Source organism: Olsenella sp. AGMB03486, assembly GCF_040884255.1.
Lineage (GTDB): Bacteria > Actinomycetota > Coriobacteriia > Coriobacteriales > Atopobiaceae > Olsenella_L > Olsenella_L kribbiana.
This window is the reverse complement of the sequence record NZ_JBEVTM010000001.1, coordinates 23,527-46,741: the sequence shown is the minus strand read 5'-3', so window position 1 is coordinate 46,741 and position 23,215 is coordinate 23,527. Positions and strand designations below refer to the sequence as shown.

General features: G+C 60.5%; 19 protein-coding genes. 7 read left to right on the top strand and 12 right to left on the bottom strand.

Annotated elements, in window-relative coordinates:
• The first annotated feature begins 127 nt into the window (after window positions 1-127).
• Window positions 128-2,650 carry a bifunctional 23S rRNA (guanine(2069)-N(7))-methyltransferase RlmK/23S rRNA (guanine(2445)-N(2))-methyltransferase RlmL gene (gene rlmKL, locus ABVS03_RS00195; protein ID WP_368017527.1) on the top strand — a complete coding sequence of 841 codons (2,523 nt, stop codon included), beginning with the start codon at window positions 128-130 and terminating at the stop codon, window positions 2,648-2,650.
• 82 nt (window positions 2,651-2,732) lie between these two features.
• On the opposite strand, the gene ABVS03_RS00190 is transcribed toward rlmKL, so the two are convergent.
• Window positions 2,733-4,235, bottom strand: coding sequence for a S10 family peptidase (locus ABVS03_RS00190; RefSeq protein WP_368017526.1), 1,503 nt, complete (start codon window positions 4,233-4,235; stop codon window positions 2,733-2,735).
• Between the two features lie 199 nt (window positions 4,236-4,434).
• Here ABVS03_RS00190 and ABVS03_RS00185 point away from each other — a divergent pair, with 199 nt between their 5' ends.
• Window positions 4,435-6,681 (top strand): KUP/HAK/KT family potassium transporter, encoded by a 2,247-nt coding sequence (locus ABVS03_RS00185; RefSeq protein WP_368017525.1) that lies wholly within the window; start codon window positions 4,435-4,437, stop codon window positions 6,679-6,681.
• 93 nt (window positions 6,682-6,774) lie between these two features.
• Here ABVS03_RS00185 and ABVS03_RS00180 read toward each other — a convergent pair whose 3' ends face one another.
• The 3 genes from ABVS03_RS00180 to ABVS03_RS00170 all read right to left on the bottom strand — a co-directional run bounded on the left by ABVS03_RS00180 (window position 6,775) and on the right by ABVS03_RS00170 (window position 9,469).
• On the bottom strand, window positions 6,775-7,608 hold the full coding sequence (locus tag ABVS03_RS00180; protein ID WP_368017524.1) for an HAD family hydrolase: 834 nt from the start codon (window positions 7,606-7,608) through the stop codon (window positions 6,775-6,777).
• Window positions 7,599-9,002: a citrate synthase gene (locus tag ABVS03_RS00175; protein ID WP_368017652.1), complete on the bottom strand. Its 1,404-nt coding sequence runs from the start codon at window positions 9,000-9,002 to the stop codon at window positions 7,599-7,601. The genes ABVS03_RS00180 and ABVS03_RS00175 overlap by 10 nt, the downstream gene beginning before the upstream one ends.
• A gap of 170 nt (window positions 9,003-9,172) precedes the next feature.
• On the bottom strand, window positions 9,173-9,469 hold the full coding sequence (locus ABVS03_RS00170; protein WP_330970887.1) for an ACT domain-containing protein: 297 nt from the start codon (window positions 9,467-9,469) through the stop codon (window positions 9,173-9,175).
• A gap of 167 nt (window positions 9,470-9,636) precedes the next feature.
• On the opposite strand from ABVS03_RS00170, the gene ABVS03_RS00165 reads away from it, so the two are divergent.
• Complete coding sequence (locus ABVS03_RS00165; RefSeq protein WP_368017523.1) at window positions 9,637-10,074, top strand: hypothetical protein; 438 nt, start codon at window positions 9,637-9,639, stop codon at window positions 10,072-10,074.
• Between the two features lie 435 nt (window positions 10,075-10,509).
• On the opposite strand, the gene ABVS03_RS00160 is transcribed toward ABVS03_RS00165, so the two are convergent.
• The 3 genes from ABVS03_RS00160 to ABVS03_RS00150 all read right to left on the bottom strand — a co-directional run bounded on the left by ABVS03_RS00160 (window position 10,510) and on the right by ABVS03_RS00150 (window position 14,002).
• A complete protein-coding gene (locus ABVS03_RS00160; RefSeq protein ID WP_368017522.1) occupies window positions 10,510-11,052 on the bottom strand; it encodes a PTS glucose transporter subunit IIA in 543 nt (180 codons plus the stop codon).
• 138 nt (window positions 11,053-11,190) lie between these two features.
• Window positions 11,191-12,402: a lysylphosphatidylglycerol synthase transmembrane domain-containing protein gene (locus ABVS03_RS00155; RefSeq protein WP_330970882.1), complete on the bottom strand. Its 1,212-nt coding sequence runs from the start codon at window positions 12,400-12,402 to the stop codon at window positions 11,191-11,193.
• A 64-nt stretch (window positions 12,403-12,466) separates the two neighbouring features.
• Window positions 12,467-14,002, bottom strand: a complete 1,536-nt coding sequence (locus ABVS03_RS00150) for an ATP-dependent DNA helicase RecQ (protein WP_368017521.1) — start codon at window positions 14,000-14,002, stop codon at window positions 12,467-12,469.
• Between the two features lie 78 nt (window positions 14,003-14,080).
• On the opposite strand from ABVS03_RS00150, the gene ABVS03_RS00145 reads away from it, so the two are divergent.
• Both ABVS03_RS00145 and ABVS03_RS00140 read left to right on the top strand, forming a co-directional pair.
• Window positions 14,081-15,412 carry a glycosyltransferase gene (locus ABVS03_RS00145; protein WP_330970880.1) on the top strand — a complete coding sequence of 444 codons (1,332 nt, stop codon included), beginning with the start codon at window positions 14,081-14,083 and terminating at the stop codon, window positions 15,410-15,412.
• 111 nt (window positions 15,413-15,523) lie between these two features.
• Window positions 15,524-16,414 (top strand): DegV family protein, encoded by an 891-nt coding sequence (locus ABVS03_RS00140; RefSeq protein WP_330970879.1) that lies wholly within the window; start codon window positions 15,524-15,526, stop codon window positions 16,412-16,414.
• On the opposite strand, the gene ABVS03_RS00135 is transcribed toward ABVS03_RS00140, so the two are convergent.
• The gene (locus tag ABVS03_RS00135; protein WP_368017520.1) at window positions 16,411-16,785 is read right to left on the bottom strand and encodes a metal-dependent transcriptional regulator; all 375 of its coding nucleotides are present in this window, start codon (window positions 16,783-16,785) and stop codon (window positions 16,411-16,413) included. The genes ABVS03_RS00140 and ABVS03_RS00135 overlap by 4 nt on opposite strands.
• A 112-nt stretch (window positions 16,786-16,897) precedes the next feature.
• Complete coding sequence (feoB, locus tag ABVS03_RS00130) at window positions 16,898-19,321, bottom strand: ferrous iron transport protein B (RefSeq protein ID WP_368017519.1); 2,424 nt, start codon at window positions 19,319-19,321, stop codon at window positions 16,898-16,900.
• A gap of 508 nt (window positions 19,322-19,829) precedes the next feature.
• Here feoB and ABVS03_RS00125 point away from each other — a divergent pair.
• Together ABVS03_RS00125 and ABVS03_RS00120 are read left to right on the top strand one after the other, a co-directional pair.
• Window positions 19,830-20,756, top strand: a complete 927-nt coding sequence (locus ABVS03_RS00125; protein WP_368017651.1) for an AEC family transporter — start codon at window positions 19,830-19,832, stop codon at window positions 20,754-20,756.
• A gap of 22 nt (window positions 20,757-20,778) precedes the next feature.
• Entirely contained in the window at window positions 20,779-20,985 is a 207-nt protein-coding gene (locus tag ABVS03_RS00120; RefSeq protein WP_368017518.1) for a hypothetical protein, read from the top strand.
• 139 nt (window positions 20,986-21,124) lie between these two features.
• Here the strand turns inward: ABVS03_RS00120 and ABVS03_RS00115 are convergent, their stop codons facing one another.
• The 3 genes from ABVS03_RS00115 to ABVS03_RS00105 all read right to left on the bottom strand — a co-directional run bounded on the left by ABVS03_RS00115 (window position 21,125) and on the right by ABVS03_RS00105 (window position 23,195).
• Window positions 21,125-21,289, bottom strand: coding sequence for a hypothetical protein (locus tag ABVS03_RS00115; protein ID WP_368017517.1), 165 nt, complete (start codon window positions 21,287-21,289; stop codon window positions 21,125-21,127).
• 164 nt (window positions 21,290-21,453) lie between these two features.
• Entirely contained in the window at window positions 21,454-21,888 is a 435-nt protein-coding gene (locus tag ABVS03_RS00110) for a hypothetical protein (RefSeq protein ID WP_330970875.1), read from the bottom strand.
• Between the two features lie 2 nt (window positions 21,889-21,890).
• A complete protein-coding gene (locus ABVS03_RS00105; protein WP_330970874.1) occupies window positions 21,891-23,195 on the bottom strand; it encodes a phenylacetate--CoA ligase family protein in 1,305 nt (434 codons plus the stop codon).
• Window positions 23,196-23,215 lie beyond the last annotated feature (20 nt).

Genomic DNA, 23,215 nt, shown 5'->3' with positions numbered 1-23,215 from the left:
CCATCCAGATGGAGTCAGCAGCCCGCCTCGTGGGAAAGACATGCAGAAGCAGGGAATCTGCGTCCTGCCAGCTACAATGGCAGAAGGCGCATAAGCGCCCCTTACTTTACGGGCGAAAGGTGACCCGATGGAATTCTATGCAACCTGTCCTGCCGGCTTCGAGAAGCTTCTGGCTCATGAGCTCTCCTCTCTCGGCATCTCATCCGTACGCCCCCTGAAGGGCCAGACCGCATTCGAGGGGACCTTGGAGGATGGCTATAGGGCCTGCCTCTGGTCCTCGCTTGCCTCCCGCATCGTCCTTGTGCTTGGCCGCTTCGATGCCAAGACCTCCGACGAGCTCTATGAAGGGGCAGCGGCACTTCCCTGGGAAGACCATATCGCTGCCACCTCGACGATTGAGATCGAGGCACACGGCACGAACGATGCCCTCAGGAACACCCAGTTCGTGGCTCTGCGCACGAAGGATGCAATCTCCGACCGCCTGCTCCAGAAGCGCGGCATCCGTCCTGCCACCGATACCACGAATCCCGATATCCGCATTGCCACCCGCCTCGGCAAGTCCCGCGCCTCGATCGGCATCGATCTTTCAGGAGAGCCGCTCTTCCGCCGCGGCTATGCCGCAAGGAAATCATCCCGCTCTCCCCTGCCGCCGCTCAGGCCCGACTATGCAGCAGCACTCCTCGAGCAGGCCCGCTGGTATGCAGATGTCCGCCACGGCGAGCCGGAAGCGCTCGTGGTCTATAGCGGAGCAGGAACCATAGCCACAGAGTCAGCGTCCCAGGCGCTTGACCGGGCTCCTGGCCTTCTGCGTCCCTCCTGGGGCTTCACCGGCTGGCTTGGGCACGCTGAAGGCACATGGACAAAGCTCTCGGATGAGGCACAGGAGCGTGCTGCAGCAGGCGCCGATAGCAGGCTCTCCCTCATCTGCGCCGATACGAGGACAGGTGCCGAATCGTCGCTTCGCCAGATGCTTCGCCAGGCTGGCATGGGCGAGGTGGAACCCCGCTTCTTCGATATGCGCCGCTCGGCAGAAGACCTCTCCGCAGCCGTGGGGACGCTTTCCCATCCCACAGCCCTCGTCGACCTTTCATGGCTCCGCGAAGGGGCGCTTCCTGAAGAGGCAGAGGCGCTCTCGCTCATTGCAGAGACGGCAGCGGCACTCCCCTCTGGCACGAAGGCAGCATCCTTGGCACCCGGCCCCTCGCTTGCAAGCGTGCTCGGCACAGCCCCTGAGGAGAGCGCCACAGTCCTTCAGGGCAGCCAGACAGAGCAGCTCTCGAGCTGGAACATCGAAGAAGCGCCAGAGCGCCCTCTGGCAGAGGCAGCCGGCCAGAAGATCTCTGTGCTCCTTTCTGCCTCCGACCAGTTCGCAAAGAGGCTCCAGAAGGTCGCAAAGCTCCGTGCCAAGTGGGCCAAGCGCGAGGGCATCTCGAGCTACAGGGTCTATGACCAGGACCTGCCGGACTACGCTGTCGCAATCGAGCTCTTCGAGGGTGCAGGCACGCCTGAGCGCTGGCTCCAGATCGCCGAATATTCGGCACCCAAGGATATCGATCCCGAGCTTGCCCATGAGCGGCTGCTCGATGTGCTCACGATTGCACCCCGGGTCATGAAGGTCGCACCCGACCATGTCTATCTCAAGGTCCGCACCCGTGCGAAGGGCGGATCTCAGTACGCAGACGAAGGCACAGCCCCCGAGCCGAAAGCAGGAAGGCGCAAGGACGGACGTCCTCTCCTGCCTCAGGGTGCCCACCTTATCGAAGAGGGCGGCCTTGTCTTCGAGGTCAGCTTCGAGGGACGCCTCGACTGCGGCATCTTCCTCGACCACCGCGACACCCGTGCCCTCATCCGCGAGCTTGCAAAGAAGACGAAGGGCTCGAAGCGCTTCCTCAATCTCTTTGCCTATACGGGAACGGCGACCTGCTATGCCGCAGATGGCGGCATGTACCATACGACGACCGTGGACATGTCGAAGCCATCGCTCGAATGGGCCAGGCGCAACATGGAGCGCAATGGCTTCTCCGGCCCCGACCATGAGTATGTCCAGACAGATGTCCTCTCCTGGGTGCAGCAGGAGCGCCACACAAGGGACCGCTGGGACCTCATCTTCTGCGATGTGCCGACCTTCTCGAACTCGTCGCGCATGCATGCCTCCTGGGACGTACAGAGGGACCATGCAGAGCTCCTGATCGGTGTCTCGAGGCTCCTCACCCATGACGGCGTCTGCGTCTTCTCCTGCAACCTCAGGAGCTTCAAGCCCGATACGGAAAAGCTCAGCAAAGCAGGCGTCGAGATCGAGGACATCACGGCCCAGACCATCCCCGAGGACTTTGCACGGAATCCGAAGATCCACCACTGCTACCTCGTGAAGAGGACGCCGCGTCCTGAAGGCGAAGCCAGCGCGCCCGAGCACAGAAGTGCTCCTCGTCCCCGTGGCGTCTCCTCGGCACATGCCCCCGCCCGCAAGGGCCCGCGTCCTTCTGGCACCCGCTCCACGGGCAGCCGCCCAGGAAACGCCCGCACCGGCGGGCATGGACCGAGGAAGCCCGGTTCCGGACAGGGACGCCCCGGCAATGGACGTCCGAACAGGGGACATGGTCCTGCAGGGACCGGTCCTGCCCACAGGAGCCCCTACTCTGCCCGCTATTAGCAAGACGGCATAGACAGCAAAGAGGCAGTGCCGGCTGCGACTGCAGCGGCACTGCCTCTCTCTTGCTGCTCTGGTCCAGAGCCTACTTCTTTGCGTAGAAGGCACGCATGTCCTCGAAGAGCGCCTCGAGCGTCGGCACATCGACATAGGCCATGTGTCCGCAGCCATAGCGGTGGAACTCGACACGCTCCTTCAGGTCTTCCGGCAGATAGAGGCAGGAGACGTCGTGGACCGTGTTCCAGTACGTCGTTGCCGCATCGTAGCGGCCACCGAGGAAGGCGACCTTCATGTGCGGGTTGCGCTTCAGGGCAACGGCAATGTCGTAGGAGACATTCGGTGCATGGACGGTCTCCATCGTGCCCGGCTCGGCGTGGTCCCAGTTCCAGCTCGTGCCGACGCCCTCATAGTTGCTGTTGAGATAGACGGCAGGATTGCGGTAGCCAAGCGTCTGGGAGAGGAAGCGCCTGAATGCCGTGACCCAACTCGACTCCACCGCATCATCTGCTGCATCCTCGCCGGCAAACCACTCGGCGCTGTCCTGCGAGGCAAGAGGGGCAGGCGAGCTGAAGCGCATATCGAGCCTGCCGCAGACCTTGCCCTCGTCGGCGATGATGGAGCGCCTGAACTCGTCGAGGCCGATCCTCAGGTGCGCACGCTGGATCTGCTCGGCCGGAAGGCCGATGAAGCCGCTCATCTGGGAAGCGACCTCTGCCTCCTTCTCAGATCCGAGCCTGTCGCCCTTGAGGAGTGCCGGTGCGAGCACATCCTCGTTCCATGCCATGGCCTGATCGAACCAGGTGTCGACATCCGTATCCTGTCCGGCCTTGCCGAAGTACTGGGCCGTCGCCGCATAGGTCGGCATCATGCCAAGATAGTAGAGATCCTCGCCCGGCTGCGTCTGCACCCAGTCGAAGATCGAGGAGAGCATCGTGACGCCGGCGACCTTCACATCGTGCTCGCCGAGCACGCGCATGAGGACCGAGTTGCGCACAGTGCCATAGGACTCGCCGAAGAGATAGACCGGGCTTCCCCAGCGGGCATGGGAGTCGAGCCACTCCATGATGGCACGGCAGAACGCATCGGCATCGCCGTCGATACCGAAGAGCTTCTTCGGGTCGGCATCCTCGGCGACCGCAGAGAAGCCGGTGCCCGGTGCGTCAAGGAAGACGAGGTCGGAAAGCCTGAGCAGGCTCCACGGGTTCTGCTCTGCCTCAATCGGATAGGACAGGTGCTCGACGCCGTCTGTCGCGACACGGAAGGGTCCCATGCCGCCGAAGTCGACCGGCACGGAAGCACATCCTGGGCCGCCGTTGTAGCAGAACGTGACCGGGCGCTTCTCATCCTGCTTGCCATCCTCGAGCTTCACGAACGTGAGCGAGAACATCTTTGCAAGCACGCGGCCGTCATTGGTATAGACCGGAAGGTGCGCTGCCGCGGCTTCGTAGTCAAAGGACTCCCCTCCTGCCTCATAATGCAGAACCTTCGATGCAGGCTCGGGCACGCCGAGCCTCTCAGGTGCGGCAAAGCCGATATACAGATTCGAGCCCTTGCGCGCCGTCTCCGGCGCCTTTTCCTCTTCTGCCATAGCGTTCCTTTCTTTGGATAGAGCAGTCCAATCTATACCGTAAATGCAAGTATTTATACGCTTTTGCCGCTAGCAGACTGTTATCAGCCGCATCTAGGCATGTCAGGGCCGCTATCGTATATCACGTGTACAATATCACATTTGTAGGATTCGTCATTTCTGTCTGAGTCTCAAGCATCCGACAGTTTGGAGTATCTGCATGAGTACGAAATCTGGTGCAGCCGCGCGCACGCCGCAGAAGAGATCGTCGAGCACGATTCCTCTGTCCATGGGCATGATCCTGGTCACGCTCGGCGTCGTCTACGGCGACATCGGCACATCGCCGATGTACACGATCAAGGCCATCATCTCCGGCAACGGCGGTCTGGCTACGATCGACGACGATGTGATCATCGGCGCTCTGTCCCTCATCATCTGGACGATCACCCTGATCACGACTGTCAAGTATGTCCTCATCGCAATGAAGGCGGACAACAAGGGCGAGGGCGGCATCTTCGCGCTCTACAGCCTCGTGCGCCGCTGCGCGAAGTGGCTCATCATCCCCGCCATGATCGGCGGCGCTGCCCTTCTGGCAGATGGCATCCTGACACCTGCCGTCACGGTCACGACCGCTATCGAGGGACTCAGGACCATCGAGCTTGGACGCCAGCTCATAGGCGACAACCAGCATATCGTGGTCGGCATCACGATCATCATCCTCTGCATCCTGTTCGTGATCCAGCGTGCCGGCACCTCGAGCATCGGCAAGCTGTTCGGCCCGGTCATGACGATATGGTTCCTGTTCCTCGGCTTCACGGGCCTTCTCAACATGGGTGCAGACCTGAACGTCCTGCGCGCCCTGAACCCGCTCCGCGCGGTCACATTCCTGTTCTCGAACAAGAACGCTGCAGGCATGATGGTCCTGGGCAACGTCTTCCTCTGCACGACCGGCGCCGAGGCCCTCTACTCCGATATGGGACACGTCGGCAAGGCGAACATCTATGCTTCCTGGCCATTCGTGAAGTGCTGCCTGATCTTGAACTACCTTGGCCAGGGTGCCTGGGTCCTTGCAAACAGGACCGACCCGACGCTTCTTGCGATGACGGACATGAACCCGTTCTTCGAGATGCTTCCTGAGGTCTGGCGTCCCTTCGCCGTCATCCTTTCGACCTTTGCCGCCATCATCGCCTCCCAAGCGCTCATCACGGGCTCCTACTCCATCGTCTCCGAGGCAATCAGGCTGAACCTCCTGCCGCACATGAAGATCACCTATCCTTCCGAGACGAAGGGCCAGCTCTACATTCCCCTGGTCAACAACATCATGTGGATCGCCTGCATCTTCGTCGTGCTGCTCTTCCAGACCTCTTCGCACATGGAAGCAGCCTACGGCCTGGCAATTACCTTGACGATGCTCATGACAACGATCCTGCTGTACACGTACCTGTCGCAGATGTGCCACAAACGTGTCGGCGCGGTCGTCTTCCTCGCGTTCTTCGGTGTCCTCGAGTCCACATTCTTCTTCTCGAGCCTGACGAAGTTCATGCATGGCGGCTACTTCACCGTGCTCATGGCAACGCTCATCTTCCTTGTCATGTTCATCTGGCGCCGTGGCACCGCCATCGAGCGCACGCAGTCCGTCTACCTTCCCGTCAAGGACTACATCGGCCAGCTTGCAGAGCTCAGGGACGACCCCGCCTACAACTACACGGCAGACAACCTCGTATTCCTGACGAACGACTCCTCGCCTGACAAGCTCGACCGCGACATCCTCTACTCGATCCTCGACAAGCGCCCGAAGCGTGCCCGTGCCTACTGGTTCCTGAACGTCACGGTCACAGACGAGCCGAACACGCTCGAGTACTCTGTCAACAGCTTCGGCACCGACTTCATCTTCAAGGTCCAGCTGCGCCTCGGCTTCCGCGTGAACCAGCGTGTCAATGCGTTCCTGCGCCAGATCGTCGGCGACCTTGTCCAGAACCATGAGCTCGCAAAGCAGGACCACCACTACTCGATCTACAAGAACCCGGGTGCTGTGGGCGACTTCCGCTTCTGCATCCTGCACAAGGCGCTTGCCCCTGAGACCGCCCTCTCTGGCAGCGACTATCACGTCATGATGATGAAGTACGCAATCAGGCACGTCTGCGGCTCGCCTGCCCGCTGGTATGGCCTCGAGACCTCGTCCATCATCTACGAGTACGTGCCGCTGTTCACGCGTGCGAAGGCTGCTCCGACCCTGAAGCGCATCGCACCTCCTGATACGACGGGCACTGCCCCGAAGATGGCAAAGATCGACGAGGACGACGAGGACATCTTCTCCGACTCCGTCGCAGACGAGACGTCGAACATGGCAGCAATCACCGAAGAGGCTGTCATCGGCGGCGACACGGCCGTCTTCCGTCCGCTCTCCGACGAGGATATCGAAGAGGAAGAAGAGACCGAGAACGCAGAGAGCGCAGACAAGAAATAGCTGCTCTCAGAGAACGACGAAGCAGGGGCTGGCACATGCCAGCCCCTGTTTTTTCCTGGCTCCGCTATAGGATGCCTGCCTGTTGCCGCTGCTCTATCCGAGAAGCTTCTCCATCGCACGTGCAACGCCGTCCTCGTCGTTCGAGGGCGCCACGACGTCCGCTGATGCCTTCGTCTCCGGCACGGCATTTGCCATAGCCACACCCACTCCTGCAGCGGCCAGAAGCGGTGCATCGTTGAGTCCGTCTCCGAAGGCGACGGAGGACGAGACAGGGATGCCGAGATGGCTGCAGAGCCATATGAGGGCAGCTCCCTTGTTCACCGAAGCATCCATGACCTCTATGTCATGAGGTACGGAGTTCGTCCAAGCAAGCGTCGGGTCTGCTGCGACAGCGGCAATGACCGCATCTCTTCCCCCTTCCGTCTTCCAGAAGAGGGTCACACGCTCCACGTCCTCGCCTCGCCCAGAAAGCCAGGCGAGCGTCTCTCCAGGGGTCCTCTCCGTCGGCGTACGGCAGCCTTTCACAGACTTCAAGGTCTGTTCATCGATGCCGTAGCTGTCGAGCCTCTCGTACGCTCTGCGCTCGGACCATATCTTGCCGCCCGCAAAGATATCGAAAGAGACATCGAGCCCCTTGACACGCTTCCAGAGCGCCAGTGCACGGTCTCGTCCCATATAGCTCTGAAAGAGCTTGCGATCTGTCTTGGACTCGGAGATGGCAGCACCATTCGAGCACACCGCATAGTGGCAGCACGGGAGCTCCAAGAGCTCTTTGGGAAGACCTGAAAGTGCCCTGCCGGAGCAGGGCACGAATTCTATTCCTCGCGAGGTCAAATTCTCGAGCATCTGTCTTGTAGCACAGGAGAGCTTCTTGTCGTAGGTCAGAAGCGTTCCGTCGAGGTCCGAGAAGACAATCCTTATGCCCAAATGCGTGACACCTTCGCACGCTCGTCGATCGGCACATACTCGTTTTCCGGCATGTAGGAGTTGTAGGCAGGACGGATGATCCTGCTCGAGCCATAGAGCTCCTCCATGCGATGCGAGGCCCAGCCTGCCATGCGGGCAATAGCGAAGATCGGCGTATACATCTCCTGGGGGATGCCAAGCATCGAGTAGACGAAGCCCGTATAGAGGTCGATGTTTGCGCAGATCGGCTTCTTCGTGCCTTTCACGTCGCGCATGACCTGAGGTCCGAGCTTCTCGATACGCTCGATCAGGTCGAGCCGCTCTTCCTGGCCCTTGTTCTTCGCAAGCTTCCTTGCGTAGCGCTTCACGAGCTGTGCACGCGGGTCGGAAAGCGTATAGACGGCATGTCCCAGGCCGTAGATAAGACCGGACTTGTCGAAGGCCTGGCCCTCGACGATGCGGGCAAGGTAGGCCGCAAGCTCATCATCGTCGTCCCACTTCTCCACGTGGGCGGCGATATCGTCGATCATCTGGCCGACCTTGAAGTTCGCGCCGCCGTGCTTCGGCCCCTTGAGCGAGCCCATGGCTGCCGCATAGGCAGAGTAGGCATCGGTGCCGGAACTGGAGAGGACACGGCAAGAGAACGTCGAGTTATTGCCGCCGCCGTGCTCAGCATGGAGCATGAGCATGACATCGAGCATCATGGCTTCCTCGTGCGTGAAGCCCTCATCGCCGCGCAGGATATCGAGGACCGTCTCTGCCATCGAGAATCCAGGCTCAGCTGCTGGCACGACGAGACACTCGTTGTTCTTGGCGGCACGGTCTGCTGCCTGGGCGATGGCTGCGATGCGCGGAAGACGGCCGAGCATCGAGAGTGCCACATCCACCTCATGCGTCGGCGACGTATCGTCCGGCGTCGGGTCGAAGGCATAGAGCAGAAGGATCGAGCGGGCCATCACATTCATGATGGAATGGGAGCTCGTACGGCGCGGGAAGACGCCGAGGAAGTCTGTCGGGAACTCGCGCCTCGAATCGATGCGGGCCTTGAAGTCGGCCAGCTGGTCGCGGGTCGGAAGAGCGCCGGAAATCAGGAGATAGGCAATCTCCTCGTAGCCGAAGCGGTCCTCCTTCTGCGGGTTGTCGACGAGATCGCGGATATGGTAGCCGCGGTATATGAGGTCGCCCTCATCCGGCACGAGCTTGCCGTCCACCATGTTGTAGCCATGGACATTGGAGATCGTCGTGAGTCCTACGAGCACGCCGGAGCCATCGGCATTTCGCAGGCCCCTCTTCACGTCGTATTTCTCGAATAGCTCGTTCGGCACCTCGTCGATAGCACGGAAGCCCACATAGAGCTGGTCGGAGACCGGGGGGCGCCCCAGGCTCACGCTTGGCATCGGATATTTCTCGCCCATGAGGCTCAGGGCCGAGGTCTCGGTCGAATCAAGAATCGCGCCATGCCTATGCTCCTTGCCGGGAACAATCTGTGGCTTGGAAACGGGTACCTCGGGAGCAGATGCCGTGCTTCCGGCACCCGTCTGAGTGTCGGGCTGCTTGTCTTCCTGTGACACGCTGCCTCCTTAGATTAGAGACGATACATGAAGCGGAATACCTCTTCACGCTGCAGTGTGATCTGGACATCGAGCTTCTGCGAAAGGTCCTGCAGCTCTGCCTGGAGCGCCTTGAACGACACGTCGGTGTCCTTCAGGTCCACCAGCATGGTCATCGTGAAGATCCCCTGCAGGATGGTCTGCGAGATATCGAGGATATTGGCATCGTGTTCCGAGAGCACTCCCGTCACGGCTGCAACAATGCCGGATCGGTCGCTGCCGAGCACCGTGATGATGGCGCGGTTCTGAGCATCTTCGTCGCTGTATCCCATGAGCCCTCCTTCGATGGACAGTATGAAGAATTGTATCCAAGGCTATGAGATAGTTTCAGGTCTTTCCCCTATTGTTAACAGGCTGGCGGCATCTGGCAGGACGAATACGCACGAAGGGCGGCTTGTGCCAGAATCAATCTGCAACCATCTCAGGAAGGCAGAGAGCTATGGGGAGAAAAGAAGGGCTCAAATCGTATGCACCGGCAGCCATCGCAGCCATAGGGTGCCTGACGACCGGACCCAACGCAAAGGCCGGAGATGAAGCGCTTGCCCTCGCCGTTGCAGACGGCACCGGAGAGATCCTCTTCGACGAGCTTGTGCGCCCCGAGAGGCGCAAGAGCTGGAAGCAGGGCAGAGACGAGGACCCGCATCTCCCCGCCATGGTCGAGGGCAGGAAGACCCCGCGCGAGCAGGCTCCCGAGATAGAGGAGATTCTCTCCTCTGCCCAGCTCATCGTCTTCTACGGAAAGGATGTTCCTGCCTTCCTGAAGAAATCAGGCATCACGCTGCCTCAGGCAAAGACGCTCGACCTTGCCCATGAGTTCTCAGAGGCGCATGGCGCCTATGGACCCGGCAACCGACTCCTGGAAGGCCTGCACGCTTGAAGAGTGCGTCACCTATTTCAGCGGCAAGGCACCAGAGACGACAGCTGCTTCAGAGGCAGAGGCTGCGGCTTTCACCTTCCACGAACTGCTGCGCAATCCCTGGTACGGAAAGCCGCGCACAAAGCCGCTCAAGAGCATAGAGGTGGCAACAGGCAAGATATTCTGGGGACTACGGCGATGAAGAGGGGCGACTGGCAGGCAAAGATGCCGCGTCCCACACGTCCAAGGAAAAGAGGGCAGAGGAAGACAGAGAGGAGTCGGAGACCGACCGCGAGCTCAGGGAGGCAGAGCGCTCCTGGCTCAAGCCGACACATGCCAAGTTCGTAATCCTTGCACTCGGAGCCATAGGCTTCACCGTAGCCGGCAAGCCGGAAGGCGCCGCAGTCTGCGCCTTCCTGGCCGTCTTCCTGCTCATTCCAAAGAAGCGCCGCTGGCCTACTTCTCGGCGACCCTCATCAGGAGCTCGCCCGGCTTCACGACGGGGTGCGAGCCGAGCTTCACGGACTCGTCGACCTCGTAGGTGACAGGCCCGAGCTCGTCTGCGTTCGTGACCATAACGACGACGGTGTCCTTGTAGCCGGCATCGAGGATGCGCTGGTCGTCGAAGGCGATGAGCGGATCTCCTACCTTGACCTCGTCTCCCGCCTGCACGAAGCGGACAAAGCCGCGTCCGTTCATGGATACGGTGCCAATGCCGATGTGCATGAGGACATCGATGCCGTCAGCGGTGGTGATGCCGATAGCATGGTTCGTGACCGTCGTCGCACGGATGCGTCCGGAAATCGGCGCATAGACGATCTCTGCTGCCGGATGAAGGGCTACGCCCTTGCCGAAGAGGCCCATGGTCTCGACCTCGTCCTCGACGATCTCGCCTGCAAGCGGCGCATAGATGGTACGGGGCTGGGCCACAAAGGTCAGCCTCTCCGGTGCCTTCGAAGAGTATTCGGGGTTCGACGCAAAGCGCTCGATGATGTTCATGGATGATCCTCGCATTCCCTGGCTGGCTGCTCGTGCAGCAATAGACTTGCAACATACCCAGTATGCGTAGGAAATAGGGGTTGCGCTGCTCCAAACGGACGCCCTGCACCGAAGCGTCGGCAGACGGCATGCAGGAGGCTACTTCCTGTCCTTGTTCTGCATCTTCTTCGGATTCACGCTGATGCCGCCCTTCGAGCGGCCGCCCGAAGCGAGCTTCAAGGTCGCTGAGCCGGTACGGCGCTTGAAGCGTGCCCAGCGCGCTGCGATGCTCTGCCCCCTGTCGGAACGAAGCGAGAGAAGAGGGATCGCCGCGAGCACGGGCAGGAAATACTCGACCGAGCGCCACACCACATAGCCTGCTGCGACATTCGCGTCGCCGAACATGCCGCCAAAGAGCACGGCAAAGCCGCCTTCGGCGCCGCCGGTACCGCCCGGAAGAGGAATCGCAGAGGTCAGAAGCTCGAGCATGGAGCCTGCCGTAAGGCAGGTCAGAAGATCCGGATCCTGGCCAAAGGCATGGAGCACGAACCACGGCAGCGCATAGAGACAGCTGAGCTGCAGGAGCGTCACGAGAAGCGTGAGCCCGAGCTCAGGCAGATTCTTGGCAGCGGAGCGGAAGCCGCGCGAGAACTCGTCCACCTGGACCGTTGCCATCTCCCGCCACTTGTCCGGATTCTTCATCCATCCATGGTTCGTGGCGATCTTGATGATCCAGAGGCCGACCTTCGTCACGACCTTCGGGAAGAAGCAGATGGCCAGAAGGACGCCGACCTCGATGACCTTGAAGCCGAAGAGGAGAAGCGCCACGAGCCATGCTGCATCGGCATAGGTGTCCATGAACCACTGGGCCCGGAAGATGAGCATGAGGGCAGCGAAGATGCCCTCTCCTGCCTCGTAGATGATGAAGCGGGTGTACTGGACAGCACCTGCCGCTCCGACAGAAAGCCCTGCCCGCATGAGACGGTAGACCTGGGCAGGCGCGCCGCCTGCGCCGTTCGGCGTCAAGTTCGAGAAGAAGATGCCCGACGCCTCGACGCTCATGAGGTCGCGGATGCCCAAGGGGCACTTCGGGTCCTTGATGACAGCAAGGACATAGGCAAGGACACCGAAGAAGTAGTAGATGACATAGGCGAAACAGGCTGCCGCGACCCAGCCCTTATCTATGGAGCCCAAGGCCGCCATGAACTCCCCGAACTGCCCGGAGAGGACAAGGTAGGCCATATAGATGACAGCGACGATAGCCAGAAAGACGACGCTCTTGCGCACGGAGCCCATGCGCTCCTGCTCTTCAGCACTTCCCTTCGTGCTCGAGACCTGTGCCTTCACCTTCATCTTCGGCTTTGTCGCCACGCCTGCTCCTGTCTGTCACCTCTAATAACACATTTCCTACCCGATTTGCTGCAGATTGTTGCCGCTAGCTTTGGAGTTCCTTGAGGAAATACGCGCCATAGCGGGAAAGCTTGGCCTGGCCGACACCCGATATCTCGAGCATCTCGTCTTCCGTCTGGGGACGGCGGCGGACCATGGCGCGAAGCGTCGCATCGGAGAAGACCATGTAGGGCGCGATATGGCGCTCGTCTGCAAGGCGCTTCCTCAAGGCACGCAGCCTCTGGAACATCTCTTCTGCATCGTCTCCCGCCTCGTCGAAGGAAGAGACTGAAGCAGCTTCAGTCGCACCGCCGAAGACACGCGGACGTGCCGCCGGAAGCTCGCCGAGCGCGGGCACGCAGACAGAGCAGCCGCCGCAGTTTCCGGCCATGTCTGCCTTCTCGCCGAAATAGCGAAGCATCCGGGCACGGAGGCAGACCGTGCTCTCGGCGTAGCCGATCATGGAGCCCAAAAGCTGCTCGCGGCAGCGGATGCGCTCCTTCAGGACATCAGGTCCCGACCCTTCCGGCACCTCAGTGCGGTCGATCAGGAAGTGTGCAAGGCGGATATCGCCGTCGCTCCAGAGCAGGATGCACTCGGCGGGCTCTCCATCCCTGCCGGCACGTCCTGCCTCCTGGTAGTATTCCTCGAGCGTGAGCGGCAGGCCGTCATTGATGACAAAGCGGACGTCGGACTTGTCGATGCCCATGCCGAAGGCATTCGTCGCGACGATGACAGAGACATTGTCCTGGACAAAGGCCTCCTGTGCGCGGGTGCGCTCGTCCGCCTCCATACCGGCGTGGTAGGTGGCAGCACGGAAGCCGTCTTCGAAAAACGCTGCTGCGACCTCTTCGGTGCGCTTCCTCGTCCTGCAGTAGACGATGCCTGAGGTATCGCGGTGCGCAGCCAGATAGCGCTCGATATAGCGCAGGCGCTCCTTCGGCGCGAGCTTCTTGACAATGAAGGAAAGGTTCGGCCGGTCGAAGTCCGTATGCACCGAGACGGGGTCCTTAAGGCCCAAGCGGCTCTTGATGTCACGCTCGACCGTGCGGGTCGCAGTCGCCGTGAAGGCGGCCACGACCGGGCGCTTCGGCAGCGCTTCGGCAAACTCCCGGATGCCCAGATAGGCCGGACGGAAGTCCTGCCCCCACTCGCTTATGCAGTGCGCCTCATCGACCGCAAGGAGCGGAATCTGTGCCTCATGTGCAAAGGCGACAAACGCAGGGTCCTGGAGGCGCTCAGGCGCCACGTACATGAGGTCATACCAGCCGGCCAGAGCACGCGCGAGCACGACGCGCTGCTGTCCCGGAGTGAGCGAGCTGTTGAGATAGGAGCCACGGATGCCTGCCTCCTTGAGCGAGCGCACCTGGTCGCCCATGAGCGAGATCAGAGGCGAGACGACAATCGTGAGGCCTGAAAGCACCGCTGCAGGAATCTGGTAGCAGAGCGACTTTCCTGCCCCTGTCGGCATGATCCCTACGGCATCTCTCCCTGCCAGAATCGCTTCGATGAGCTCTTCCTGGCCAGGACGGAAGCTCTGATAGCCGAAATGCTCTGCAAGCGCCTGCTGCGCTTCTTCCATCTGCGGTCTTTCCTGCACCCCGCAAAACCTTTCTGCCTCGATGTATAGAATTGAAGGGAACCTATGTGAAGGAGTCCCATGGAACCCAAGGTAAGCATTATAGTGCCCGTCTACAACGCCGAGAAGAAGCTCGAGCGCTGCGTCGACTCGATCCTCGGCCAGGAATTCACCGATATCGAGCTCATCCTCGCAGACGATGGATCGACCGACTCCTCGGGCTCCATCTGCGATGCCTATGCGAAGCGCGACTCCCGGGTGCATGTCATCCACAAGCCGAACTCCGGCGTCTCGAGCACCCGCAACTGTGCCATGGATGCAGCCCAGGGCACCTATATCCAGTTCCTCGACTCTGACGACTGGATCACGCCCGATGCGACGAAGCTTCTGGTCCGTGGCATCGAGGAGAACAGCTGCGACATGGTCATCGCAGACTTCTATCGTGTCATCGGCAGCCGCGTGGCAAGGAAGAGCGACATCGACTCCGAGGACGTGATCACGCGCGAGCAGTACGCCGACCTCATGATGGAGTCTCCCTCCGACTTCTACTGGGGCGTCGTCTGGAACAAGCTCTACAAGCGCTCGATCATCGAGAGCCACCACATCCGCATGGATCCCTCGATCAGCTGGTGCGAGGACTTCATCTTCAATATGGAGTATGTGCTCCACACTGCCAGGATCTATCCCCTGCATGTGCCGATCTACTACTACGAGAAGACGAGGGGCTCTCTTGCGACGCAGGGTGTCTCGCTTGCAAATACCATCCGCATGAAGATCAACGTGATCGAGTACTACAAGAACTTCTACAAGGAGATCATGGACGAGGACGACTATGCCGCACGCCGTCCGGACATCTACCGCTTCTATATCGACTCTGCCTCAGACGGCGGCGTCCTGCCCGGACCTCTGAGCACGAAGCTCGGACGCGAGCGCGTGACCGCACAGCTCGATCCCGATATGCAGGCAAACCCGCTCGGGCTCCTCTATCTTTCTGCCAAGCTCCTCGACCGCTACCTCGATGTCGCAGGGTCTGCCCATGATCTGGAGCTGGCCGATATGAAGGTCCTGCTCTATCTCAGGGACTGCGGCACCTGCGGTCCCATGAAGGAGATCGCAGCCTATGCCGGCGTGACGCAGAGCCAGGCAGCACGCGCCCTGGGGCACTTGAAGAGCCGTGGCTTCGTCGGCACGGGCACCGGCAAGGACAAGGATGCAGATCAGAGTGCAGACTCAGAGCGCAAGACCCAGGACATCGAGGTCTTGGCTCCTGCAGCTCCGGTGCTTGCCTCTATTGCCACCGCCCTCAACGACTTCGACCATGCGCGCCTCGCCCATCTCGATGAGGGGACAGACGAAGACGTCGAGGCAGCAGAGGCGAAGGAATATGAAGCCCTCGTCGAGAGCTTCTCGTAAGGCTTCAAGGTCTCTTCAATACAGCTGGTCTTTGTCCATATTCATTGACCTCGTCTTGCCTTGACCGATAATGGTCCTGAAACAGTGTGCGCACCGATTGGGGATGGTGGTATGGGAATCAGGGTCGTCTGCGACTCTTCCAGCAATGTGTATGCGCTCGACGGCGTGGACTTCCGGAGCGTCCCTCTGACCGTGACGCTCGATGGGACCGATTACGTCGACGAGGAAGGCCTCGATCTCGCCGAGTTCTGCGACCGCATGTCGCTCAACCAGGGATCGGCTTCGACCTCCTGCCCGAGCCCTGATGCGTGGCTTGCTGCCTTCCAGGGCGCAGATGAGATCATTGCAATCACGATCACCGGCAAGCTCTCAGGCTCCTGCAATGCCGCCCGTCTTGCAGCTGCCCAGTATCTGGAAGAGCACTCAGAGGCAAAGATCGCCGTCGTCGATTCCCGCTCCGCCGGAGAGGATCTGGCGCTTCTTGCAGCACGTGCTGCCGAGCTCGGAGAGGAGCCCATCCCCTTCGAGGAGCTCATGCGCATGCTTCTTGCCTACCAGCACCACGTGCATGTCCTCTTCGATATCGCCGACCTCTCGAACCTCGCGAAGGGTGGCCGCGTGAATCCGGCAGTTGCCCGCTTCGCGAATGCGCTCGATGTGCATGTGATCGGCACCGGCAGCCCCGAAGGCGAGATCGAGGTGCTGCGCAAGGTCCGTGGCGCCAAGAAGGCTGCGCGTGCGATGATCCACGAGATGCAGATGCACCGCTATTCGGGCGGCCCCTGCTACATCTCCCATGTGGACAATGTAGGCGGAGCCGAGTTCATGAGAGACGAGCTCAGGAAGGTCTGGCCCGAGGCAGACATCACGCTCGGGCGCTGTGGCGCCCTCTGCTCCTACTATGCTGCCCGTGGCGGCCTCATCATCAGCTATGCAGACTCGAGGAAGGTCAATCCCGAGCGCGACCTGCCCAAGCAGGGTCCCGCATCCTTCATCCTCTAGCTGCCGAAGCGCTCCATCCACTTTTCCGTCGTGCCGTCGGAGAGTGCATGCTCAATGCCATGCGCCTCTTCGGCGGCCGTTTCTTCATCGACACCGAGCTCCTGCACAAGGAAGTCATAGATTGTCTGGTAGCGGCGCTCGAGCGCACGTCCGCGCTCCTTGCCTGCCTCGGTAAGCACGATCGGCGAATACGGCTCAGCTGTCAGATACCCATGCTCTGCGAGGATTCCGACGGCGCGATGCACGCTTGGCTTCGAGACGCCGAGCGAACGTGCCACCTCCACGCTGTGAACCGTTCCTGTCTCGTCTGCCAGCTCGAAGAGCGCCCTCAGGTAATCTTCGAGACTCGCGGAGTCCATCTTCTGTGCCATATGCGCTCCCTTCCCTGGCTGAAAGCTCCTCAAGACATGATAAGCCCATAAAGCCGTATGCATTCCGGCTTTATGGGCTTTTTGCTATCTCCAGGCTATCAGTTCAGATGCGCTACGCGAAGCCGAGGAGCATGCCGATCGTATGGACGAGGAAGGCAGCCGCCCAAGCAACCGCACACTGGAAGAAGACGATGCCGGTCGCCCACTTGCCGCCAAGCTCGCGCTTGATGGCAGAGATGGCAGCGACGCAGGGTGTATAGAGAAGGCAGAAGACGAGGAGGGAGATGACCGCAAGCGGCGTGAGCGCAGCCGTGAGCTCGGCCAGGCTGCCAAAGAGGACGGAGAGCGTCGAGACGACGACTTCCTTTGCCATGAAGCCAGCGATAAGCGCGGTCGTGATGCGCCAGTCTGCAAAGCCGAGCGGCGCGAAGATCGGGGTGAGCCAGCTTGCGACAGCAGCCAGAAGCGAGTCGGCAGGATCGCTCACCATATCGAAGGTCGGGCTGAAGGTCTCGAGCGCCCAGATGATCACGGCTGCAGCAAAGACGACCGTGAAGGCGCGGGTCAGGAAGTCCTTCGACTTCTCCCAGAGGAGCTGGCGCACCGACTTGGCAGAGGGCATGCGGTAGTTCGGAAGCTCCATAACGAAGGGGACAGCCTCGCCCTTCGCGACGGTCATGTGCGCAATCTTCGCGCAGAGGATGCCGATCAGGATGCCTGCAAGGTAGAGAGCAAGGATAACGAAGCCGCCATTGCCCGGGAAGAAGGCTGCCGTGAAATAGCCATAGATCGTGAGCTTCGTAGAGCAGCTCATGAAGGGCGTCAAGGCAATCGTGAGCTTGCGGTCACGCTCGGACGGCAGCGTGCGTGTAGCCATGACAGCAGGCACCGTGCAGCCGAATCCCATGAGCATGGGGACGATCGAGCGGCCGGAAAGGCCGATGCGGCGGAGCAGCTTGTCCATTACGAAGGCAACGCGGGCCATATATCCCGTGTCCTCAAGAAGCGACAGGAAAAAGAACATGCAGACGATGTTCGGCAAGATCGGCAGCACCGTGCCGATTGCATTGAAGACGCCGTCGATCAGGAGCGAATGGAGGACCGGGTTCGCATTGCCGGCAGTAAGGCCTGCATCTGCCATGCCGCTTATCCAGTCCACAAACTGCGAGATGAGGTCACCGAGGAACGGTCCTATCACATTGAACGTAAGCAGGAAGATCGTTGCCATGATGAGGATGAACATCGGGATGGCAGTATAGCGGCCGGTAAGCACTGCATCGATCCTGCGGGAGCGCTCTGTCTCCTTCGACTCCTCGGGTTTGATCACGCAGGCGCGCACGATCTTGGAGATGAAGGAGAAGCGCATGTCTGCAATGGCGGCAGCACGGTCGAGGCCGCGCTCCTCTTCCATCTGGTGCACGATGTGCTCTACCGCATCATGCTCGTTCGGTTCGAGCTTCAGTGCCTTCTCGATGGCGGCATCGCCCTCAACGAGCTTCGTCGCGGCAAAGCGGATAGGAATCTGTGCACGCTCTGCATGGTCCTCGATGAGGTGCATGACAGCATGAAGGCAGCGGTGCACCGCTCCCCCATGGTCATGGACATCGCAGAAGTCCTGGCGACCCGGCGTTTCCTGGTAGCGTGCGACATGCAGGGCGTGCTGGACAAGCTCGTCCACGCCTTCGCCCTTGACGGCTGAAATCGGCACGACAGGAAGCCCCAGGATATCCTCCATGCGGTTCACATCGATGGAGCCGCCATTCTCCTGGACCTCGTCCATCATGTTCAAAGCCACGACCATGGGGACATTGAGCTCCATGAGCTGCATCGTGAGGTAGAGATTGCGCTCGATGTTCATGGCATCCACAATATCGATGATGCCGGAAGGCTTCTCGTCGAGAATGAACTGGCGGCTCACGATCTCTTCCGAAGAGTATGGGCTCATCGAATAGATGCCCGGAAGGTCGGTCACACGCGTATTGGGATGTCCGATGATGGCGCCATCCTTGCGGTCGACCGTGACGCCCGGGAAGTTGCCCACATGCTGGTTCGATCCCGTGAGCTGGTTGAAGAGGGTCGTCTTTCCGCAGTTCTGGTTGCCAGCAAGGGCAAACGTAAGCGTCGCATCTGCCGGAAGCGGATGGGAGTGGTCGCTCGTGCGGACGTCCGTATGGGCGCCCTGCGAAGGTTCGCCCAGACCTGGGTGGGTCTGCGCCGGCTCATGCTCGAGCACTTCGACGTGCTCTTCCTCTGCCTTGCGCTGCGATGCCACCTCTTTGGGCGAAAGCAGGGTGCAGTCGATCTTCTTCGCATCTGCCACACGCAGCGTCAGCTCGTAGCCGTGGATCTCGAACTCCATAGGATCGCCCATCGGTGCGTACTTCACGAGCCTGATTTCCGCTCCTGGGATGACGCCCATATCGAGGAAGTGCTGGCGGAGTGCGCCCGATCCCCCGACCTTGTCGATGCGCGCCACATCGCCTATCTCGAGCGAGCCGAGAGTGGAGGCTTCTGCCTGCTTCTGGCTCCTGTCCATGTGCTGCCTGCTTTCTCCCAAGGCTCCGAAGAGCCCGATATGTTCCGTTCCGCTCCCGATACTACCCCATTCAGCCGAGAAGTTAGCCCAAACTGACGTATTGGGCAGAAGTTTCCTGAACGACCTTTCAGGCCATGGGCATGAAAGGCAGATGCCTGCCTGCTGCAGCCCAGGTCTCTCCCCTTCCTGCGGATCCGGCTGAAACATCAGGGCAGATGGCAAGGACCCGATCGGGAAGAGTCCGGAAAGCGCAGGGGCGACGTACCGAGGGGCCGAAATGGCGCAGGGCCGCATCGGAGAGCATCCTGGCCAGAAGGCTCTGGACCGTCAGTGTCAGTCCCTCTTTCCTTTTCGCTCCTGGAGCACAGGACTGGGTTCCACAGAGAGGAAATCTTGCCGGAAGAGATCCTCATGTTGGCAGGCAGTCTTTCTGCCCTATCATGGCTAGAGGCTGCAGGTGCCTCTCCTCAGGGCTCGGCAGCACAGATTTGGAGGCTTTCCCGTGAACATGTCTGCCGTGCTGGCTCTCAAGGTGCTCGTGATGTTTCTTCTGGTCGGCATCGGCTATGCGCTGTTCCGTGCCGGCAAGATCACGATGGAGGGAAACAGGGTCATCGGCAACATCCTGATCTATCTTTCCCTTCCTGCTGTCATCATCAAGTCCCTCCTCATCGAGCACACGGCAGAGCATACGGCAGCGCTCGTCGAAGGAACGGCTGTCTCGCTTCTGCTCCTTGTCCTCGCGGCTGTGGTGGCCCGCATCGTCTGCGGCAAGGACGCTATCGGCAACTTCGCTGCCACCTTCTCGAACCCGAGCTTCTTCGGCATCCCTCTGGTAATCGCGACCGTCGGTGCCCAGAGCGTCTTCTACAATGTCGGCTTCATTGCCCTCATGAACATAGGGCAGTGGACCTACGGCGTGAGCCTTATCACGCACGAGAAGGGAGAGCCCGCACCTACTGCCAAAGAGGTGCTGCACAGCCTTGCTTCGGCTCCCTTCATGATTGCAGCCCTCATAGGCATCGTGCTCTATGCGACGCAGGCACCGCTGCCTTCTGTCATTGCGACATGCCTCGACGATGTGGCAGCCCTGAATACCCCGCTTGCGATGTTCACGATCGGCGTCTATCTGGCCAAGACCGACCTGAAGCAGATGTTCACACGCAGCCAGAACTACCGTGTCGCGCTCTGCCGCATCGTGCTGGCCCCTCTTGCCTCTCTGGCGCTTCTGACCCTGATGCCCATCTCGAGCTACGAGATGCGCATGGCGCTGCTCATCGCCTCTGCCTGCCCGGTAGGATCCAATGTGGCCGTCTATGCCCAGCTGCACGATGCCGACTATTCCTACGCCGTCGAGACTGTCGTGATATCGGTGCTCCTCTCCATCCTGACGGTGCCTGCCATTGCAGGTCTGGCCAATGCCATCTGGCTCTAGCATGCCATCCTGCCCGCAGGAAATGGCAGCGCCGAAGCAAAAGGCCCTCTTCATCCTTCAGGACAAGAAGCGCAGATGCATCAGGACGCTGCAGGTGCTGCCCCTGGCATTCCTGCATGTCAGCCAGGTCCCGCAGGAGACGCTCATGCCGGCAACGGCCGCACAGATGCGCATGGGCGCACGGCAGGCAGCCAGGGCCCGCTTCTTCCTGGAGAGCGCAGACACATGATCTGCCGGACCGAAGATGCGGCATGTGCGGCAGCACGCCGAAGAACAGGGAGCCTTTGGTTTTGAGGCCGGCGCGCAGGCATGCCTCTGCACAAAGAAACGGGCCCACCGAAGCGGGCCCAGCCAGCTGCTATGGGAGGTTATCTCCTGCTGTGGCGGGAAGCCTCGTGCCTTCCTCCTCTGCGCATCTCGACCGTACCTTCGCGCCTCCTGCGCTTGCGGTCAGCTGCGGCAGACGAGAGCATTCCCAGAAGGCACCCCAAAAGAACGGCAACAACAATCGCCAGGATGGTTGTATCGCTCATGGAGCTCCTTTCTCTCGCGTAGCCAATGCATTCTAGGATGCCACGAGAGCGGCATGTCCTCGCATCTTCCCTTAAAACCACAGCGACCGGACACATACCAGACATTGCGAAAGGAGGTGCAGCCATGCAGCTGCACCTCCTTCTTTCACGTGTTTTATACCAATCTAGAGGCTCTTCAGGTCCTCGAGGCTCAGCACCTTGAAGCCTGCCTCCTCAATTGCGAAGGTCGCCTTCGAGGCTGCTGCAGGGTCGGAGATCTTGAGCGCATCGACGGCGTAGTCTCCTGCCACCTGGAAGCAGTAGCCATACTCGACCGGGATATCGAGGTCATCGAGGATGCCCAGAAGGTCTGCCAGAGAGCCTGGGCGGTCAGGCAGCTTGATGAGCGATACCTTCGTTATGGACGCCCGGTAGCCGCGCTTGTTGAGCTCATCGCGTGCGGCAGAAGGGTTCGCGCAGAGGATGCGCACGACACCGTATTCAGGTGTATCCATGAGGGTCAAGGCATCCATGTTGATGCCAGCGTCTGCCAGAGCACGGCAGAGTTTTGCGAGGCGTCCTTCTTCGTTCTCCAGGAATACTGTCAGCTGGTCTACCATCGCTACTCCTGTCCCCTCTTGTCGATGACACGCTTTGCCTTGCCTTCGCTTCTGGGCAGCGACTGCGGCTCGACGAGGCGCACCTTCACGCCGACGGAGAGTGCTGTCTTGAGCGCTGCCTGGATACGATTCTGCAGGTTCTCGATGGCACCAGTCGAGTCGAAATCGAAGTCCGGATTGACTTCTGCCTTGAGCGTGACGACGTCGAGATAGTTCTTCGTCGTGAGCTCGATCTGATACCACGAGGACACCTCGTCGAAGGTCTCCATGACGTTCTCGATCTGGCTCGGGAAGACGTTGACGCCGCGGATGATGAGCATATCGTCCGTACGCCCATGGATGCGGTCAATCCTTCTGTGGGTGCGTCCGCAGGGACAGGAGCCCGGAAGAATCCTTGTAATGTCGCGCGTGCGATAGCGGAAGACGGGCGATGCCTCGCGGTCAAGGGTGGTGACGACAAGCTCTCCCCACTCGCCGTCGGGCAGCACCTGGCCTGTTGCCGGGTCGATGATCTCGCAGAGGAAGTGGTCTTCTGCGATATGGAGCCCCTGCTGTGCCAGGCACTCCACGGCGACACCCGGTCCCATGGTCTCTGTCAGGCCATAGACATCGAGGACCTTGTAGTTGAGCTTCTTCTCAAGCTCTTTCCTGAAGTTGTCGGAGAATGCCTCTGCGCCGTGGATGCCGACACGCAGATGGAACTCGCGGGCAGGATCGATGCCCATGGAGATGGCCGTATCTGCGATATGCATGGCATAGCTCGGCGTGCAGCAGAGGATGGTCGAGCCCATTTCGCGCATGACCCTGATCTGGCGCTCGGTGTTGCCGGCCGAGATGGGTATCGTCGTGCATCCTGCTGCCTTGGCACCATAGTGGGCACCGAGGCCGCCCGTGAAGAGGCCATAGCCATAGGCAATCTGCGCCACATCGTTCGGTCCGCCGTCGGCATACCTGATGCCACGGGCGAAGCACTCTCCCCAGAAGTCCAGGTCATGCTCTGTATAGGCGCCGACGGTCGCTACACCGGTCGTGCCGGAGGACATATGGATCTCGCGCACTTCGGAAAGCGGCACGGCAAGCATGCCATACGGATAGGCATCCCTCAGGTCCTGCTTCGTAACGAAGGGAGCCTTCTTCACATCATCGAGGCTGGAGATGGAATAGGGATCAAAGCCCGCCTCGTCGAAGCTCTTCTTGTAGAAGGGGATCTTCTCGTAACACTGGACGGCGGTCTTCTTGATTCCCTCGAGCTGCAGCGCCTCAATCTGGTCGTGCGGCAGCGTCAGGATGTCTTCCTTAGACTCCATGCCTCTCACCTTTCTGTTCC

What these genes read in the sequence shown, in the direction of transcription:
- rlmKL (WP_368017527.1), top strand. Translation starts at nt 128, where the DNA reads ATGGAATTCTATGCAACCTGTCCTGCCGGCTTCGAGAAGCTTCTGGCT.
- ABVS03_RS00190 (WP_368017526.1), bottom strand. Translation starts at nt 4,235, where the DNA reads ATGGCAGAAGAGGAAAAGGCGCCGGAGACGGCGCGCAAGGGCTCGAAT.
- ABVS03_RS00185 (WP_368017525.1), top strand. Translation starts at nt 4,435, where the DNA reads ATGAGTACGAAATCTGGTGCAGCCGCGCGCACGCCGCAGAAGAGATCG.
- ABVS03_RS00175 (WP_368017652.1), bottom strand. Translation starts at nt 9,002, where the DNA reads ATGGGCGAGAAATATCCGATGCCAAGCGTGAGCCTGGGGCGCCCCCCG.
- ABVS03_RS00170 (WP_330970887.1), bottom strand. Translation starts at nt 9,469, where the DNA reads ATGGGATACAGCGACGAAGATGCTCAGAACCGCGCCATCATCACGGTG.
- ABVS03_RS00165 (WP_368017523.1), top strand. Translation starts at nt 9,637, where the DNA reads ATGGGGAGAAAAGAAGGGCTCAAATCGTATGCACCGGCAGCCATCGCA.
- ABVS03_RS00160 (WP_368017522.1), bottom strand. Translation starts at nt 11,052, where the DNA reads ATGAACATCATCGAGCGCTTTGCGTCGAACCCCGAATACTCTTCGAAG.
- ABVS03_RS00150 (WP_368017521.1), bottom strand. Translation starts at nt 14,002, where the DNA reads ATGGAAGAAGCGCAGCAGGCGCTTGCAGAGCATTTCGGCTATCAGAGC.
- ABVS03_RS00145 (WP_330970880.1), top strand. Translation starts at nt 14,081, where the DNA reads ATGGAACCCAAGGTAAGCATTATAGTGCCCGTCTACAACGCCGAGAAG.
- ABVS03_RS00140 (WP_330970879.1), top strand. Translation starts at nt 15,524, where the DNA reads ATGGGAATCAGGGTCGTCTGCGACTCTTCCAGCAATGTGTATGCGCTC.
- ABVS03_RS00135 (WP_368017520.1), bottom strand. Translation starts at nt 16,785, where the DNA reads ATGGCACAGAAGATGGACTCCGCGAGTCTCGAAGATTACCTGAGGGCG.
- feoB (WP_368017519.1), bottom strand. Translation starts at nt 19,321, where the DNA reads ATGGACAGGAGCCAGAAGCAGGCAGAAGCCTCCACTCTCGGCTCGCTC.
- ABVS03_RS00125 (WP_368017651.1), top strand. Translation starts at nt 19,830, where the DNA reads ATGTCTGCCGTGCTGGCTCTCAAGGTGCTCGTGATGTTTCTTCTGGTC.
- ABVS03_RS00120 (WP_368017518.1), top strand. Translation starts at nt 20,779, where the DNA reads ATGGCAGCGCCGAAGCAAAAGGCCCTCTTCATCCTTCAGGACAAGAAG.
- ABVS03_RS00115 (WP_368017517.1), bottom strand. Translation starts at nt 21,289, where the DNA reads ATGAGCGATACAACCATCCTGGCGATTGTTGTTGCCGTTCTTTTGGGG.
- ABVS03_RS00110 (WP_330970875.1), bottom strand. Translation starts at nt 21,888, where the DNA reads ATGGTAGACCAGCTGACAGTATTCCTGGAGAACGAAGAAGGACGCCTC.
- ABVS03_RS00105 (WP_330970874.1), bottom strand. Translation starts at nt 23,195, where the DNA reads ATGGAGTCTAAGGAAGACATCCTGACGCTGCCGCACGACCAGATTGAG.